The sequence below is a fragment of the Cohnella phaseoli genome (assembly GCF_003386235.1).
In the GTDB taxonomy this organism is placed as follows: Bacteria; Bacillota; Bacilli; order Paenibacillales; family Paenibacillaceae; genus Cohnella; species Cohnella phaseoli.
The window spans coordinates 21,992-39,721 of sequence record NZ_QRDZ01000025.1; the positions used below are offsets into that span (position 1 = coordinate 21,992).

General features: G+C 52.1%; 12 protein-coding genes. 1 reads left to right on the forward strand and 11 read right to left on the reverse strand.

Annotation, left to right across the window (positions count from 1 at the left end; genetic code table 11):
• Positions 1-121: 121 nt before the first annotated feature.
• The 11 genes from DFP98_RS26220 to DFP98_RS26270 form a co-directional block, all read right to left on the reverse strand.
• Positions 122-1,495: an ABC transporter substrate-binding protein gene (locus tag DFP98_RS26220; protein WP_116063597.1), complete on the reverse strand. Its 1,374-nt coding sequence runs from the start codon at positions 1,493-1,495 to the stop codon at positions 122-124.
• Positions 1,492-3,036 carry an ABC transporter substrate-binding protein gene (locus tag DFP98_RS26225; RefSeq protein WP_116063598.1) on the reverse strand — a complete coding sequence of 515 codons (1,545 nt, stop codon included), beginning with the start codon at positions 3,034-3,036 and terminating at the stop codon, positions 1,492-1,494. The genes DFP98_RS26220 and DFP98_RS26225 overlap by 4 nt, the downstream gene beginning before the upstream one ends.
• On the reverse strand, positions 3,033-3,590 hold the full coding sequence (locus tag DFP98_RS26230; RefSeq protein ID WP_246016735.1) for an RNA polymerase sigma factor: 558 nt from the start codon (positions 3,588-3,590) through the stop codon (positions 3,033-3,035). The genes DFP98_RS26225 and DFP98_RS26230 overlap by 4 nt, the downstream gene beginning before the upstream one ends.
• Before the next feature lie 154 nt (positions 3,591-3,744).
• On the reverse strand, positions 3,745-7,722 hold the full coding sequence (locus DFP98_RS26235; protein ID WP_116063599.1) for an endo-1,4-beta-xylanase: 3,978 nt from the start codon (positions 7,720-7,722) through the stop codon (positions 3,745-3,747).
• Between the two features lie 45 nt (positions 7,723-7,767).
• Complete coding sequence (locus DFP98_RS26240; protein WP_116063600.1) at positions 7,768-8,688, reverse strand: carbohydrate ABC transporter permease; 921 nt, start codon at positions 8,686-8,688, stop codon at positions 7,768-7,770.
• 12 nt (positions 8,689-8,700) lie between these two features.
• Positions 8,701-9,675, reverse strand: a complete 975-nt coding sequence (locus DFP98_RS26245) for an ABC transporter permease (protein WP_116063686.1) — start codon at positions 9,673-9,675, stop codon at positions 8,701-8,703.
• Between the two features lie 69 nt (positions 9,676-9,744).
• A complete protein-coding gene (locus tag DFP98_RS26250) occupies positions 9,745-11,469 on the reverse strand; it encodes an ABC transporter substrate-binding protein (protein ID WP_116063601.1) in 1,725 nt (574 codons plus the stop codon).
• 114 nt (positions 11,470-11,583) lie between these two features.
• A complete protein-coding gene (locus DFP98_RS26255; RefSeq protein WP_181917955.1) occupies positions 11,584-12,675 on the reverse strand; it encodes a response regulator transcription factor in 1,092 nt (363 codons plus the stop codon).
• Between the two features lies 1 nt (position 12,676).
• Positions 12,677-14,455: a cache domain-containing sensor histidine kinase gene (locus tag DFP98_RS26260; protein ID WP_116063603.1), complete on the reverse strand. Its 1,779-nt coding sequence runs from the start codon at positions 14,453-14,455 to the stop codon at positions 12,677-12,679.
• An 18-nt stretch (positions 14,456-14,473) separates the two neighbouring features.
• Positions 14,474-15,553, reverse strand: coding sequence for a response regulator transcription factor (locus tag DFP98_RS26265; RefSeq protein ID WP_181917956.1), 1,080 nt, complete (start codon positions 15,551-15,553; stop codon positions 14,474-14,476).
• A gap of 191 nt (positions 15,554-15,744) precedes the next feature.
• On the reverse strand, positions 15,745-16,779 hold the full coding sequence (locus DFP98_RS26270; protein WP_246016744.1) for an alpha/beta hydrolase: 1,035 nt from the start codon (positions 16,777-16,779) through the stop codon (positions 15,745-15,747).
• Positions 16,780-16,833: 54 nt separating this feature from the next.
• Here DFP98_RS26270 and DFP98_RS26275 point away from each other — a divergent pair, with 54 nt between their 5' ends.
• The gene (locus DFP98_RS26275) at positions 16,834-17,607 is read left to right on the forward strand and encodes an AraC family transcriptional regulator (RefSeq protein WP_116063605.1); all 774 of its coding nucleotides are present in this window, start codon (positions 16,834-16,836) and stop codon (positions 17,605-17,607) included.
• Positions 17,608-17,730: the final 123 nt, after the last annotated feature.

Sequence of the window (17,730 nt, forward strand, 5' to 3'; positions counted from 1 at the left end):
GGATGCTTCTATTTTAACCCGGATCCCTCCGTTTTACAGGCTTTTTGAATAAGAAAAAACGGGCAAGGAAAAGATGTCGGAAGCTCCATCCCGACACCTCTCCAAACCGCTTGAACATCCTTTATTTGCTAGCGGGAACGGACCCGTCGAGCAGTTTCTGGCCTTCCTGCTGCAACGCCTCAAGCGCCTCTTCCGTTGTGATTTGGTTTGAAATTGTAGCCTCCATCTGCTCGGAGACGAGTTTGTTGAACGGTTGGTAAAATTCCGTCGGAATGACGCTGGTTAAAAAGTTTGGCGGCTTCGGCCATCCTTTTTGCTGGTAAAAGGGCTCGTAGTCGAGATCGTTTTTCCATTTGGGGTAATCCTTCAAGGACGACAGGTCGGTGCCTGCCGAAGCGTAAACTTTGCCGACAGGCTCCGAATGGAGCTCGCGGATCGCATTCCAGGCCGATTCCGGCCGGCTTGCGACGGTCGGAACGACGAAGATGTAGTCGGAATTGAACCACCAGGTTCGTTCGGGATCTCTTTCGCTGACCGGTCCCGGAAGCACGCCCCATTCGAAGGACGGCGGCTTCGCCTTAAGCTTCTGCATCAGATCGACTTGCCCATAGGTCATGGCCACCTTGCCTTTGTAGAACAAATCGGAGGCTTCCTGCTCCTCCTTGCCGACATAAGTTACGCCGTCGACGACCTTCTGCTTTCGGCCGTTTAACCCGAGCGACCCGCGGCGATAGGAATCGGCGACCATGCGCCACATCCGCTTCCATTCCTCGCTCTGCATCGTCATTCCGCCATTGCGGGTATCGACAAAACTCAGCCCCTCCGTCTGGGCCACGACCTGAACCAGATCGAAAGGAGACCTGATGTACGGCTCGTAGAAGCCGTAGCTCCCCTCCTCCAAGGACGCATCCTGCGTAAATCGGTCGGACAGACTCAACACCTCGCTCCAGGTCATCCGCTCCTGAGGCTCCTCAATTCCGTAGGATCGGAACATCGTTTTATTGTAATACAGGACGGAGGTTCGAAAGCTTGGCGATAGCCCGAACAGCTTGCCCTCTTCGTTGTCCTTCATCTGTTCGATCATACCGGGAGAAAATACATTCAAGTCCATAGCGTCCCGCGACACCCACTGGCCTAAATCCCTAAATGCCCCAGCGTCTGCCAAAGGCTGATACATCAAACTGGTCATAATGAACAGATCGGGTTGATTAAGCTCCAGGTATTCGTTAAATACTTTAATGGCTTCCCCCCCTCTCATCTCATACAGTTTGCGGTCGCCCATCGGCGCAAGCGTGATTTTCCAGTCGGGAAAACGTCCTTCGATTATAGCCCGAAATTGATAATTGTAAATGTCTTCATCGATTACGCCCAGCACAAGCTCTTTGGGCGCTTCCGGCTTGTTCTCAGACTGACAGCCGGACAGCAGGACGGCCGGCGCGGCGACCGTAACCGCCCATAGCAGCGTTTGCCGCGCCCGATTCCGTATTTCGTTCATTGCTTATTCTCCTTTCGCTCTTCCTTCGTCGCATTCGCGGAGGCAACGATTTCTTCCGTTCGCTTCTGCAAATTGTCCACTGCTTGCTCCAGCGATTTGCTTCCCATAATCGTCCCGCGCGCTTCTTCTTCTCCTGCAGCTAGTACGGATTGGATAAAAGACGGATTGGGCGGTCTGTACATCGACTCCTCGTCTCGCAGAACGGCAGAGCTGTCGACGCCCAGCCTGTAGAAGGCGCTCTCTCCGGTCGTCGGATTACTTTCCGAAGCCGGAGGTCTCGAAGACAAGGCCCGGTAATGCTTGCTCCGATTGCTCTGCGCATGCTCAGGCCCTGTCATATAGCGGAGCATCGCCCATGCGGCGTCCTGGTTCGGGGACTTCGCGTTGATCGCGTATACCATCGAAATCGAAAATTCGGAGGCAATATCGGAGCGATCCGACGAGACCGGCTGGGTGACGATTCCCCATTCGTCCCGGAATCCGATCTGATCGACAGCGGAAAATACGTCCTCCCGGTAATAGCTCGGCCTGAATGTCATTGCAGCATGCCCTGTCAGGAACGGGTCGGCTTTGTATAGATCGGTCATTGAGATATGACCGTCCGATGCAGAGGACGGCCACACCCCTTCAAAAATCCACTCATCCCGAAATCCGCTAGTCACCTTGTCCCAGACGTTCCGCCACGAAGGCGAGTCGATCGTCGGATTCAGATCGGCGTCGGTTAGGCGAAGTCCGTCCGCTTGCCCGACGCTCCGGATCAGCTCGAAGGGCGACATTCCCCTATCCGTCGCCAGCCCGTAAATCGGCTGTCCGGACTGCTCCTGCCCGTTGAACCGGGCGGCAAGCTCAAGCACCTCGTTCCACGTCATTCGGTCTTCCGGAGGTGTAATGCCGAAGCGGTCGAACAAGCTTTTGTTATAGTACAGGGCATAGGTTTCGAAATAGGGCGTCAATCCGTACAGAGCGCCGTCTCCGGCCTCCCGTATCGTACCGATAACAGGTGCGTGGAAGTCGTCCAGTTTGAAGCCGTCCCTCTTGGCCCAAGCGTCCAGCGGCTGAATGAGCCCCTCCTTCGAGAGGGAATCGACCAAAAATAGCGGAACTTGGAGCAAATCCGGTTCGTACTGTTGAAGCCACACTTTATAATTCTCCGGGTCCGTCGATTCCGGAGAAGGCGGGACTTCAATCTGCGCATTCGGATGCCGTACGACGAACGGGAGGCCGAATTCGTTCATGAAGCTGGCTTGGTCGTAGTATTGGATTTTGAGAACGACATCCTCCTGATCCCAGGCGTCGGTCCGGGCTGGTTCCCCGCCCTCCTTGCCGGCGAACCAGCCCGATAGCGAATCTCTCATCCACCAGCCGGATACGAGAAGCAGAACGACCATAGCCCCGGCAAAGGCCGGCTGGAATCTAGATTTACGAGTGGCGGGCACGGTAACACGCTCCTTAATCTTTCGCATTGTGCGTTCGTTGAAGCCTCCGATTCCGAGCGGAGCTTCGGACAGCTCTTTTTCCCAGTCGTTCCGGTTCCGGTTCATAAGCGCTCGCTCCTCTCTTCGGCGTTCTCCGACAAGCTCGAGCCGACCGATTGCCTTGCCCGATGAAGCCGGGATTTGACCGTGCCTTCGGAAATATCCAGCAGTTCGGCAATTTCTTTCATAGACAAGCGGTAATGGGCAAAGAGGATCAGCACTTCTCGCTGCTTGCGCGGCAGCTCCAAGACGAGACTCCAAATGCGATTTTTCTCTTCGCTGCCGAACCACTCGCTCTCTGCGGAACGCTGGAAATCCTGCCGGAACCAGGAGGGAAACAGCTGCACCCTGCGCATCCAGGCGGTTTTGAGATAATCGAGGGCGGTATTGCGCGTAATGGATAAGAGCCAGGATTTTATGCTTGAGCCGCCGCGGAAGGAGTCCAGATGCTCGTAAGCTTTCACAAATACGTCCTGAGAGATATCTTCCGCAAGCTCCTTGCGCTTGGTTATGAAATAGGCGTAGTTCCATACGTCTCTGCCGTAAGTCATCATGAGCTCGTCGAACAGGGCGTGCTTGTCCATCCCGCAAGTCATATGCTTTAAGTAATCAAAGGCCACTTCCGATCCCTCCCAAGAAATAGGACGAGCCAGACCGGAGAAAGTTCCCTTTGCAGGAAATTAAATCGCCGAGACGACAGATCAGGGGATTGATTTCACAGTAAAAAACCTTGCCTTCATTTATCGGCAAGGTTTTTACTGTGCTATTGGGGGCTTATTTGTAAATATCAACCGTTTTCTTCTTGGCATTCCAAACTACATTAGCGCCAAGATTTTCTGAAATATACCGAATTGGCACAAATGTGCGGCCAGTTGGAGATAAAGTGGCAGAACCCATACCGTCAGGCAGTTGCTCGTCTATAACAAGTCTCAAGGTTACGCCGCCTTTAGTAATCACAACGGTTCTTGTACCCGCTATCCAGCTCACAGACGCATCCAACGCTGCAGCTACCGCACGGAGCGACATCATTGTCCTGCCCCCGGCGATATAAGGCGCATCGTCATTATCCATTTGCTCTCCATTTTTCGAAAATACTTGGTCGCCAATTTTGAAGTTGATTTTGTACAAATTGTCCGAAACAATCACTCCATGCACGCCTGTTTCATAGGTGTAAAATTCAAAGGTTTTGCCATCTGGCGAAAACTCGCCGCCTAACTGACGATAGGACTGCGTTTTTTCATCAAAAATGATGCCGGTGAAGTTAGCTTTCTGCTCGTCGGTCAGATTGAAGTCGGAAACATGAATCGTAACCTTCGTCGGCGTCTTGGTTTTACCAACCGTCCGGTCGTCTATTTTAATAATGACATCATAGACCTCTTTCAGAAGCGTCTCATTCACCTTATCCGTCATTGCCCATTTATTAATGACATTATCCTTGATGATGACCTGGCTTGGCGCAAAAATGATTGTAACCTTGGAGTCCGCTTTAAGTCCCCATTCATTCATCTGTCCGGCGTCAAAGCTTGCTTGATAACGTCCATTTGTAATAACCAGCTCGCTTTTACTGCCGATCATTTTACTCAATTGGTTCGCTTCAACAACCGCGCCGACTTTGCCTTCAGCAATTGTAATGCCTGACGAAATATCATTCGGTGTGATCAAATCGCTTGATGTCGACGGTACCGATGGTGTTGATGGTGTCGAAGTTGAAGGTTGTGACGACGACGGCCCCGTGTTACCGGCGGAGTTCGTAAATACCGCTGTCGCCGTAACGTTATTCTCTGGCATTGTGAACGTCGCCGTTCCGCTGGTTCGGCTGCCACCTGTAAATGTAACGTCCGGGTTAATGTCCCATCTGACAAATCTCTTTCCGCCAGGGATTGTTGCTGTGATCTGAACCGATTCGCCTGTGTTATAATTGCCGCTTCCTGTTCCGTTGACAACCGTCACAGTATAGGAAATGCTGCTTTGTTGCCCTGCCAGCTTGAGATTGCCCCAATTGATGCTGGAGTTATAACCATTCGCATCGGGATCGCTCCAAGTGACTTGCGGTCTGCTGGCGGCAGGAGGCGGATCATTGATTTGAATATCAAAACCGACAACCCCATTCTCTTCCGGAGCGGTTTCTGCGCGCCATGGGAGTTTCATTTCCACAAGATAGCCGTAGCTCGTGCGCTCAGCAAAGGAGTAGCCCTCTCCCGAATCTATGCCCCAGCCTTTTGCATCTGTTTTTTGCGAGGTTCCGCCGTCGGCATCCACACGATACTGGTTGCCCTGCGTTCCGCTGTAGCCTCCCCTGAAGTTGGTTTCGCTTAAAAACACCTCAACGGAATCCCTCTCCCACGCATTTGCCGAGCTAACATCAACTTCATTGTCGGTGACCTCTACACGGACATACATGTTTTGCTCATCCCACAGAACTTTAACTTTTCCTGTTGCATTAGCGTTACCCACTGCTTGTTTGTTCGCGTTGATCACCGGAGCCGTTGCCCAAGCCGGATCGTTCTCACCCAATACAGGCGTGCCATACACAGCGTTTGCTGTCGGGGGGACGTACACTTCCGGAAGCTCCGTGTTTTCTAAAAATTTTACCGGGTCCAATATGGCCTGGAAAGCCGGTTTGGACTGAAGCTTGTTATCAAAGTGCAATGGCGAAGCATCGCCGTTGTTGCCGCCGCGCCAACTGCTCGCATCTTCTCTGCCCCACAGGGTCACACGCTCAATGATATCCGCATTCTGCTTGTAGAGTTCAAATAGCTGCGCGTATAGAATAGCTTGGATCTTCTTCTCCGCGTCGGTGGCTGTCTTTGTGGTGCCGGCATTTCCTGCCGGAATGTCCAGCTCAGACACGCTAATCTTAACGCCGAGCGTTCTGTATAGATCAATCGCTGCGGTTACGTTATCGATAAGAGAGCTGCTCTCGCCGGTCCAGTAGTGCGCCTGCATGCCGATCCCTTCGATAAGCAGACGGTCCTGATCCGTATTCCGTACATCCTCTTTCCAACGGTCATTGTATTTTTTGACCATATTGTAGATTTGCTGACGATTCAGAGACAAGTGTTCATTAAAATCGTTGTAATACAAAGTAGCGCCCGGATCTGCCAGACGGGTGAATACATACGCGTCGTATAAGTAATCGTCGCCTTCTTCGCCTACAGATGTATCCGCTCCGTTGGCATAGGCTTGCTTCCATGGAGAATTCGCCCCGCCTGAAACGGCTTCGTTAACAACATCCCAGGAAATGACTTTGCCTTTGTAATGCCCTGCTACGGTTGTGATATACGCTTCCAGATTAGCTTTCGCTTCCGCGCGGGTGAGCGGTTGGCCGGAAGCGTTTCTCGTCAGCCAGGTCGGCGACTGGGCATGCCATACCAGTGTATGTCCGTGAACCTTAATCTGGTTAGCGAGTGCCCAATCTACCAATCTGTCAGCATTTGCGAAGTTATACTCCCCGTTATTATTTACCAGACTCTCCGGCTTCATCGCGTTCTCAGCCGACACCGCATTGTAATGATGCTTATACATTTCGAGAGTTCCGGCATTATCCAAGGTTACAGGCTCCATGATGTTGCCGAACAGGAAGTCGTCTTGGTAAGCTTCATAGAGCGAAGGCAATCCGCTTTCCCACTCCAGCGGCACAATTGGAACAGGCACTCTTAACATCTCCAATTTAACATCGTCAATATAATACTTGAGCTCTGTTTGTCTGGCGGCATTGATAAATCCGATTCTTTTGACAATCTCGTGGTTTTCCGGAACCTCAAAGTCAAACGAAATACTGGTCCATTGCCCGCGTGTCAGATTAAATCTTTGGCTAAATATGCCCCCCCATGAATCGGAACCGTTTGTCGTCGAATCCACGCGTATTCCTATTGTTGGAGTTCCCGTTGCCGGGCCTGCGGCATAAACCTGCGCAGTAAAGCGATATTTACCTGTAGGCTGCATACCCGGCGCATTAAGCTTATCGTTGTTGAGGACAACACCGGCGTAGTCTTGCGCAGGCGACGGCGAGTCAACTAAAAGGCTATGTGTGCCGCTAACCGCAAATTCGGTAGAGACCGCAACATTCGCAACGTCGCCGTCTTGTAGGAATGTACCTGTATCGTTCTCGAAATCTTCGTTGAACAGTACGGCGTTATCCCCATTGCCGGTGTCTTCTATCGTGATGGTAATATCATCGATATAGAAGTCTTTGCCGGCTTCCTGTAATTGAATCTGTAATCTGGCAAAGTTCTTGCCGTTTCCATTGATGATCTCGTTGATACTTTTAGTCGTAGTTAATTCGAAGCTGTCGCCTGCGGCAACCGCTTTATTGATCAACCACGCATAATATTGTCCTGTGTCGGTCTTGTCGCCCGTAGCTTGCAGGATGGCGTTACTTGTGGAAACGCCGGCAGGAAGGTGGCCTTTGACCGTAATGGTATATTTCTCATCAAGATCGGTAAAGAGCGAACCTTTGATGTCCAATCCGAAGTAGTTCTGCGTTCTTCCGGTCACCAAGAGCGATTTCTTGCCGTTATCGCCGTCTTTAAGGGTAACGGTGGGAGAACCGCTGATCTGTAAACCGTCAAACGCGGTAACAACGGTATCGCCAGCTTTACCTTCGATCCCGGTATCCTTCTGCATATCGTATACAACAGTGATTTGCGGCGCTTGCGTTTCTGAGCTGGCCGCAGCGCCGGTAGGCACTAGCGTAAACAGCATTATCAAGCAACAGAGAAACGCGAGCATTCTGTTGATTTGCTTTGACATTGGTTAAATTCCCCTCCATTTCTAGATCGGGCGCTTACTTTGGCACTACTCTTTCACACTTCCGAGCTGCAATCCCGAAACAAAATGCCGCTGCAGAAACGGATACACAACCAGAATCGGCACAGACGCAACCATCGTAATGGCGGCCCGGATCGACAACGGCGTAATCATCGTTGCAGTGTCCTTGGCGGCTGTAGACGACAAGCTCGGATTGGCATTGGAATTCACAGACGAAGACAGCAGCCTCATCAGCTCGTATTGAAGCGTACTCAGCTCCTGCCGGGACGAGGCGAAAATGAACGTATCAAACCACGTGTTCCATTGACCTACGGCCGTAAACAGCGAGATCGTGGCGATAACCGGCGTACACATCGGCAAAATGATGCTGAAGAATACCCGGAAGTCGCTTGCGCCGTCTATTTTGGCCGATTCGTTCAAGCTTTCCGGCAGCGTGTGAATATAAGTGCGGACGACAAGCATGTTAAATGCGCTGATCAGCCCCGCTCCCGCTCCCGGAAACAGAATGTAAACAAGAAACGTATTCAGCAAGTTCAAATCCTTGATCAAAAAATACGAAGGAATAAGGCCGGCGCTGAAATACATCGTAAGGATAAAAATCAGCGTGACGGACTTGCGGAACATATACTCCTTACGGCTAATCGTGTACGCCAGCATAGCGGTCAGGAAGACGCTGACCACCGTTCCGATCACGGTCCGGGCGACCGACACCCAGAATGCGTGGTATACTTTCCCGGTCGCAAACACCGCTTCGTAGTTCTTGAGCGTCCATTCCCGCGGCCACAAGTAGATGCCGCCGCGCGTCGTATCGAGCCCTGCGTTGAACGAGACTGCCAGCGTGTTGAGGAACGGATATAACGTCACAATCGCCACGAATATCATGAATAAAAAGTTGAGCGTATGGAACAGGAACGGCTCCGTTTTGAACTTTCTGATGGTCGTTTGCATGCGGAGCCCTCCTTATATAAGTCGCTCTTCGCCGAGACGCTTGGCGATTAAATTCGCGCAGTAGAGTAGAATGATGCTGACTACGGTTTTGAATATGCCGGCTGCGACGCCGAGCGAATAGTTTCCGAGTTTGAGCCCGTACTTCAGAACAAAGATGTCGATCGTCTCTGACCAGTCGAGCACTTGTCCATTGCCAAGGAAATACTGAATGTCAAAACCGCCGCCGTTCAGAATCCAGCCTACGTTCATAATGAGCAGAATAACGATAATCGGCCTGATGCCAGGCAGCGTGATATTCCATATTTTACGGTAGCGCCCTGCTCCGTCTACCTCCGCCGCTTCGTACAAGGACGGATCGACGGACGCAATGGCCGCCAAGTAGATGATCGTGTTCCAGCCCACTTCCTTCCAGACGTTGGTCATTCCTACGATTCCCCAGAAGTACTTGCCTTCTCCCAGCCACAGAATCGGTTCATTGATGATGTGCAGCTTCACGAGCACGATGTTCACGATGCCGCCTTCGGTGGATAACGCCATGGAGACGAGACCGGTCACGATAACCCACGACAGAAAATGCGGAAGATACGAGATGGTCTGGATCAACCGCTTAAAGCCCGTTTTCTTGATTTCGTTAAGCAGCAGCGCCAAGCCGATGGCCGTGACGAATCCGAGAATAAGCGAGATGAAGCTCATCGCGATCGTATTGCGCAGTACCCGGATAAAACCTTCATCCATGAATAGAAACTTGAATTGATCCAGTCCGACCCATTTCTGTTCAAAGATCGTTGCTCCCGCCATCGGCTTAAAGTTTTGAAACGCCATCAGCCAGCCCCAGAGGGGACCATAGGCAAAGAGCAGAACATAAGCCACCATTGGAAAAGACATGATGATCAGCTGTCGCTGACGGACCATCTTCCTCCAGAACGTTTCGGTCCGCGGAGCGGACCGGGGTGCGACTTCAACCTTGTGAATGCTATGCTGCGGCATCGCTTCCGCCTCCTGTCTCGAACGAGCGGAAGGCCGGAACAATCGCTCCAACCTTCCGCCTCCTTCGTCTTATTTACTCGTCCAAGTGTCTGCGCGCCATTTGAGTTGTTCGTTAACTCGATCCAAATAAGCTTGCGTATCCACTTTGCCCATTTGAGCGACATACTCGGCCCATACTTCTTCGAATTTGTCCGGCTGGCTCAAGATCGCCTTCGGCAAGTACTTGAAGTCCAGATCCTTCATCTTCTGGTTGGCGACTTTCGCCGGGGAGCCTTCGATGAGATCAATGTTCCATGCCGGATACGACACGCGGTTTTCCGGCGGAGTCGAGAAGAAGTCGGTCCACGTTTTGAAGCCGTAGGCGCTCAACAACTCTCTGTCGATGTCCTTCAATCCCGAGAAGAATTCGTCCGGCTGGTTACCCGGACCGTCGGCGTTGCCGTCCGCATAGTTGCCTTCCAATTTAGGCAGGTAGCCCCAGAGCGATTCCGCCTTATACTTCTGCTTCCACGTAACGTCTTCTTGTTGTGTGCGCATTTCCGGCGTCCGATAGTAGAGTCCGTTGTCGCCGACGAGATAATCGACGCCTTCTTCGCCCCAGTTCAGACGCTTCGACCACTTCTCCGAAAGCATCGTGTCAATGAACTTGATGATTTTCACCGGATCTTCGGCATTAACCGTGATGCCGAAGCCGTTGCCCAGGTTGATCGGCGGACGGTCCAGATAGTAGTCCCTCGTGTTCAAGTCGTAGACGAGCGGGAATCCAACATAAGTGCGTTCGACCTTGCCTTGGGAGACGAGCGAATCGTGAGCTTGCCCGAAGTTCCAGCGCTGGTCGAACATCCCCAGTACGCGGCCGCTCGACAGCTTCGCCAAATACTGATCGTAGTTCTGTGCGAAAGCTTCTTTATCCATCAGCCCTTTGGCATTGATTTCGTTCAGTTTGTGATAATACGGCTTCGCTGTATCCGTGGCGGAGAATAGCGTCGCAACGTTCGTATTCGGATCGACGAGAACGCCTCCGTCGTTCGGATGGCCTGCCAAATGCTGCGGCGCGTTGCGCAGCCCCCAGTCGCGCCAGTCAAAGGCGAGCGAGGAGAACCCGATCGTCGGTTGACCGTCGATCTGAGGATACTTGGCCGCATAATCTTCAATCAGCTTGAAGTATTCGTCCAACGTCTGGATTTTCGGATAGCCGTTTTCTTTGAGAATCGCCTTCTGAATATAGAAGGCCGGTCCCATATAATCCGTCGGCTTGAAGTCGCCCTGATAAACCCCGTAGTTCGGCAGCCAGTAGATGTGGCCGTCTTCCGGGTCCTTCAATTGTTCCCATACTGCTCCAAAGTGTTTCTTCAAGTTCGGTGCATTCTGTTCGATCAGGTCTTCCAGCGGAATGACCGCTTTGGCCGCTGTCAGCTTCGGATTTGCCGTAATCATATCCGGGTAATCGCCGCCGGCGATCATAACGCCAAGCTTCTGCTCGATATCGCCGACCAGATATTCTTCCTTCAGCGTCACGCCAAGCTGCTCTTTAATTTCCTTGTAGATTTTGTTGTCGTCTGTCGGGATCGGCCCCGTAGCAGCCGTAAACAAAGAGATCGTGAACGGCTCGATTTTCGTCTCAGGCGAGTTGGCTTCGCCCGAGGAAGCGCTTGGGCTCTGCGATGCCGATGCCGATGGCGACGACGAACCGCCCTCATTATTGCCATTCTTGGAGCAACCTGCCGCAACCATACTGAACGTCAAAACCAGCGTGAACAATCCTGAAGCTGCTTTTCTAGTGCGAACCCCCATGTTGGATCCTCCTTAGCGGATATGGCGCAAGACGGCGCGCTTTCGTCTTGCTGTCTCTAATGTTAGCGCTTTCCTGTATACGGTTACAATTCACAGATTAAATGTGTACCCCCCTCAAAAATCGGTTTCCAGCAGCGGTTCGCTTCTCCAAACATCGCCTATCAAGGCTCGGTATGCCGCCGGTTTCCTGCCCGTACGCCGTTCGAAATGCTGCAAAAAATGATGATAGTGCGAATACCCGACCCGCTCTGAAATCGCGTTGATCGGTTCGGCGGTGCCGCGCAGCTTCTCGCACGCCTCGGCAATCCGCAAATCATGCATCCGTTCGAGTATGCTGCAGCCGAATTTATCCTGATAAGCCTTGCCTAAATAAACGGGATTCAAGTAAAATCGTGCCGCTATGTCTCTGATGGACAGCGGATCGCGATAATGTTCGCAAATAAACCTGTCTATCTCTGCCATCGTGTTGCCGGGCCTGCGTTCGCGTAGCGATTGCAGCGCTGCGATCACTTGCTCCGTATACGAGAGAATACGCATTTGTACGGAGGCCGGCTCGCTATCGGGCTGGGGGCTTAGCAGCAGACCCGGATCGCCGCCGGATTCGCGAATCAGCTTGCTGCATCTGATGGTCAAAGAGCCTGCGAACAGTTCCACCCATTCGGCCGATCGACTGCCCAGCTCTTGGAACAAGCTGTCGATAACGATCGCTGCCCGTCCTCTGTCCGCATCTTCGATCGCTTGTAGTACGTCCTTCATCCGCTGCACAGCCAGAGTCGGCAGCGACGCCTCTTCACCGTCGCTGTTCGCCGCACTCCGTAACGTACTGCGGACATCCAGCCGCATGCGAATCTGGGTCAGCACCTCAGCCGCCTCATCTCCGATAATCGGCTTCAGCAGATAGTGATGAACCCCGAGCTGCATGGCGCGTTTGGCAAACGCAAATTCACTATAGGCGCTAAGCACGACGAATTCAGCAGGGGCTGCACCCTCCCCTTGCAATTGTCCGATTAATTCCAAGCCATCCAGCTCCGGCATCCGAATATCCGTCACGATGACATCCGGCATCAACTCGCGCGCCGTTGCCAGCGCCTCGGCGCCGTTCTCGCATACTCCGCAGATGCGAAAGCCGAGCCCTTCCCAATCCACGAACATCTGCAAACCTTCGATCGCCCAAGGCTCGTCATCTACCAGCAGCACCGTATACACGTCATATCCCTCCTTCATTCAAGGGCAGGGCAGGAATCCGAAAGCTGACTCGAGTCCCCTCGCCCGTTCGGCTGTCGATATAGAAATCGACGCGCTCCCCGTAATGAAGCCGAAGCCGCTTATAAACGTTGCGAATGCCCACATTCTCGTCCGCATCGAGACTTCCGTTCATCAGACTTCGGATTTCAGTTAACCGTTCCTCGTTCATGCCTTTGCCGTTATCTTCAATCTGCACTTGCAAATAAGCATCCGTGCGCCGGGCCTCAATACGAATAACGCGCTGTCCCTTCACCGCCTGCAGCCCGTGCTTGCACGCATTCTCAACGATCGGTTGAATACACATTTTCGGCAGCAGACAGCCTGCAGCTTCCTCTTCGATGTTAAAGACATAGTCAAAACGGTCCGAGAACCGGAACTTTTCGATTTTCAAATACATTTCTGTAAAATGAAGCTCATCCTGCAGCGTGACGGGGGAATCGGTCCAACTGAGCATCCGACGAAGCATTTGGGACAAGTTGCGGATAATGTCGGTGACTTCCGTATAGCCGTTCTTGGCGCTGACGACGAGCAGAGCATTCAGCGTGTTGAACAGGAAATGCGGATTTACCTGGCTTTGCAGCAGCTTCATCTCCGCGCGAATCCGCTCCAGCTCCATATCCTTCTGTTGAATTTCGAGCTTGTACACATCGTTAATAAGCGACTCGATCTGAGCCGCCATCCGGTTGTAGCTGCGAATCAGCCCGCCGATCTCATCCGTCCCCTCACGCAGCACAATCAGGTCAAACTTCTCGTTCTTTGCTTTTTCCATATGGCGGGAAAGTCGGCGAATCCGGTAATTATAGGAACGCAGCATGATGAAGATAAGCGAAGTCGGCAGCAGCGTGCTGATCGCAGCCAACATCCAGATAAAGTGCTTGGAGCTCTGGACAGCCGTCTGGAAGCGGTCCTCTTCCGCTATACCGACAAGCTTCCAATCACGGATATAGGAGGGGGTTCCGAGGGGGCTGCGAAACAGCAAGCCGTCATCCCCATGGTTGTCCTGCAATACGGCCTTCTGCAAATATTGAGAGGAGGGAAAGAGCACCTGATTTTGCGGTCCCAGCATGCTGAGCGTCATGTACGGCTCCTCTTGCTCCAGAATCTCGTCGAAGCTGCTGAGCTTAAGATCAATGCGCAAATACTTGGCATAACGTCCGAACATCGGGTACTCGTTAAGTCTGCGTACGATACTGAAATAGCCTTTGCTTGCTTTCGCGTTCATCGGATCGACATCGGTATACATAAGCACATTGACTGCCGACGGAGACGCGGAAGCCGCTTCATACCACGGAGTTCGCTTCGCCGCCTCGTCCAAAATAAAGAAACTGCTTCCCGCCACAAGCGTTGGATTTTCCGTAAACACCGAAATATTCTCGACATAGGTGTAGGCCGACATAAACGGTCTCATCTTGCCGCTCAACACGTTATTGAAGCTTTCATAGAAATCGACAATATCGGCGTATTCCATATCCAATACTTCGTACAAGTTACGGTCGGTCGCAATGGAATGGCTCAGCGTTACTCCGCCTTCGATCATATCTGTGGTCTTCTTGGCTGCGCGTTCGATCGTTATCTGAAGATTGTTCTGCTCCCGGGTCTGAATATTCTCCGACATCTGCCGGAAGAAGAGGACATTGATCGTTAAAATCGGCAGCAGGACGCAAAGGAGGTAGATTAGTGTGAACTTCCATTTGAGCGGAATGTTGTTGACAAAGCTGAGCCAAACGATCGGCTTGCGCATACGGATGCCTCCTTCGAATCAGCCATTTTTGTATTGGGAGGGGGGCATGTCCATCCATTGCTTGAATTTTGCGGCGAATTGTTCGGGATCGGCGTATCCGACCGTCCGGGCTACATCGGCAATTTTCAGATCGGTTCGCCGCAGCAGCCTGCGGCTTGCCTCGATGCGCGTGCGGTGAACGTAATCAAGGAAAGACATCCCCGTCTGCTTCTTGAACAACTGCCCCAAATAAGCGGGCTGAAAATGAAGCATTTTCGCAACGGCCTGCAATTGAAGCGGCTCACGGTAGCGCTCACGGATAATCCGGGCCGCCTCTCCTACGGGACCGGTCATCGCCTTCTGCCGCGTCAATTGCTCCACCGTCTCGCGGGCAAACGACGCTAAAATATCGGGCCAGCGCTCTGGCCTGTTCGGCAGAACCGGAAGCGAGAGCGCGTGTTCGTCATCCGGAGCCGGGCTTGTCATTTCTCCCTCCATTACTTTCCAGATCAATTCCAACAACACATTCGATAAGAATGCTTTGCTTGCCTCCCTATCCCCTCTGAACGAAAGCTCCATTTGGCTGCACAGCCTTCCGGCCGCTTCGTCAATCGCCGTCCCGTCGCCGGCTTGAATGGCCAGCAACAGACTGTCCTCCGCAGCGAACAACGGATCATCGGCATCCAGCACCGTCCAGGCCGCTGCCAGCGGCAGAGCCGCAGGGGGCGAGCCCGCTTCCTCCCTGCCTGGATGCGACCACTCCTTGCTCAGTTTTCCGAGTGTGGCGTTAATCTCCTCTACGTCGATGGGCTTTAGCCAGTAATCGAGCACTCCGCACGTCATCGCCTTCTGGGCGAAGGCGAAATCGTCGTGTCCGCTCAGAATGATGAACCGGCACGGCACATTCAGCACCTTCGTGCAGTGCTCGACCAACTGGAGCCCATCCATAACCGGCATGCTAATATCCAGCACGACCAGATCGGGGCTCAGCTCCTGAATTCGATTAAGCGCTTCTTCCCCATCGCATGCTTCACCGCAAATACGGAAGCCATGGCTTTCCCAATCGATCATGAACGCTAAACCTTCCAATACAAGCGGTTCATCGTCAACGAGCAGCACGGTGAAGATTGGGATCCTCTCCCTCCGAAAATAACCCTCATTATGAAAATAATCCCCATTATACCATGGAAATAAATGCTTTTGGCCGATCCGCTTGCCGCTGCAGCAAGGGATCGGCAAGCAAGCTTATCCTTTATAAGGGTCGATGGTATCGTGCGACGGATAAATGTAAATCTTGCCCTTGAACACGTTCATTGCAAATCGCTCTTCGCTTGACTTATTTTTTTAATAAAATGATACGCTCCGTTGTACCACACGTTGAAATCATGAACGCCGTCCTTGATTGTGACCCGGTAATGCTCATCGAGATAATCCCCCGCAAGATCTGCAAGCCCGTCTGCCGATTGCTCGTAGCAATCAAGCGATATGTCATCGGCATCTCCGCATGTCATATACAGCAATTTAAGCCTGTTGCCGCTCGAAGCGATGCTCGCCCCCAGAAACCTGCCGCTGCTCGAAGTGGGAGCGTTAGAGAACGCGCCTACATAAGCGAACAGATCGGTCATCCCTCGCGCGGGAACCGTCGCGGTTAGCCCGTTCTTCCATACGCTCTCCTTTCCTGCAAGCGCTGCGGAATCGCATCGGTGACCGCCAAGGATCAGATTCAATGCCTGCATGCCGCCCATGGACAGACCTGCAATTGCCCTGTGCATACGACTGTATTCAACCATTTTCGGAGCGCTGTCCCGAATATCCGCATAAGTGTTAAACGTAGATTCTATGAAAGGAATCAGATCGTATCTCAGCTCATAATCGAAATAGTAGAAGCCAAGCATATTGGTCCCTTCCGGGTTGAACGTACAATTCGTCCAGTCATGCGAGCTTCTTCCGTTAGGCATCACAACGATAAGCGGATCGATCGCGCCGTCAGCGATGAGATTGTCCAACAGATTGCACAAGATATATTGGCCATCCTCATTCCCTGCGCCGCGCAGCCACTCGTATTCGTCTCCGCCTACACCGTGAAGCAGATACAGCACATCGTAACGGGTATGCGAATCCGATTGTTCGTAACCCGCCGGGAGATAGACGCTGCAGGATTTATGAATGGCCGCTCCGTCAACCGTCGCCCTTCCCGCTTCCCCTGCATCGATTTCCCGCTCCGTCACCAGTTGGCGGGACGAGTTGATGTAGTGTTTTACCGGATACACGACCTCCCGTACTTTGCCTTGCTTGCCGCTTACAGCAGCACTCATGTATGCGTCGGAAATTCCCGTGCCGTTCAAGGTGTCATCGCCTCCTTATGGTATATTAAAGACATGCTACCGGGAGGGATACGGATGACCCATATTCACTATGTTGAATGCAATACAACGCACTCTGGCCATTTTGTAATCGACGTTCCCGTTGGCTTTCACTGGCTATTGGTCATTACCAAAACCCCCGCACAATTCTGGGTCAATGGCGCCCTCAAGGAATACCCTGCTCACAGCGCCGTTCTGTATCGTCCGTTACAGAAAGTTTACTACCAGACCTGCGGCGATTCCTTCATCAATGACTGGATCCGATTCGAATCGGAGGAAGCTTATATTACGGAATTGCCGCTTCCGTTCGGCATTCCTTTTTCCTTGAACGATCCGGAATACTGCTCCAAACTATTTGAACTGTTGGTCACTGAACATAACTTTAATCGCGATTACAAAAAATCCTCCATCGACTATTTGTTGAGAACCTTGTTCAATAAACTATTGGAATCCATCTCCCAAGAGGACATTACGCCTCAATACTACAATCTGTTGCGGCTTCGCACATCCATTCAAAACAATCCCGGCGATTACTGGACAATTGCGAAAATGGCGGATTATCTGCAAATCAGCCCTGGCTACCTCCAGAGCATCTACAAGAAAACCTTCGGAGTTTCCTGCATGGACGATGTGATTAACAGCCGAATACGAATAGCTAAAGAATATTTGATTCATAACACCCAGAGCATTGCCGAGATCGCTTCTCGATGCGGCTATCAAAATGTGGAGCACTTCTGCAGGCAATTCAAAAAGATAACGGGATATCCGCCGAGAAAATTCCACAAACACGTCGCTAATCAACCCGATTGAATTAACTTTCGATTTTTAAAATACTGCCGTACCCTCGTAATCCGGGCTCAAGCCCCCTTCCGTGCTTGGGTCTTCGACGCAAACCTCGAATACGTTCTCTCGCCGATTTTGAAAACGTTTTCC

Bases quoted from the DNA above. Each gene is read 5' to 3' on its own strand.
- DFP98_RS26235 (WP_116063599.1), bottom strand. From the start codon at position 7,722: ATGTCAAAGCAAATCAACAGAATGCTCGCGTTTCTCTGTTGCTTGATA.
- DFP98_RS26250 (WP_116063601.1), bottom strand. From the start codon at position 11,469: ATGGGGGTTCGCACTAGAAAAGCAGCTTCAGGATTGTTCACGCTGGTT.
- DFP98_RS26220 (WP_116063597.1), bottom strand. From the start codon at position 1,495: ATGAACGAAATACGGAATCGGGCGCGGCAAACGCTGCTATGGGCGGTT.
- DFP98_RS26275 (WP_116063605.1), top strand. From the start codon at position 16,834: ATGACCCATATTCACTATGTTGAATGCAATACAACGCACTCTGGCCAT.
- DFP98_RS26260 (WP_116063603.1), bottom strand. From the start codon at position 14,455: ATGCGCAAGCCGATCGTTTGGCTCAGCTTTGTCAACAACATTCCGCTC.
- DFP98_RS26245 (WP_116063686.1), bottom strand. From the start codon at position 9,675: ATGCCGCAGCATAGCATTCACAAGGTTGAAGTCGCACCCCGGTCCGCT.
- DFP98_RS26225 (WP_116063598.1), bottom strand. From the start codon at position 3,036: ATGAACCGGAACCGGAACGACTGGGAAAAAGAGCTGTCCGAAGCTCCG.
- DFP98_RS26240 (WP_116063600.1), bottom strand. From the start codon at position 8,688: ATGCAAACGACCATCAGAAAGTTCAAAACGGAGCCGTTCCTGTTCCAT.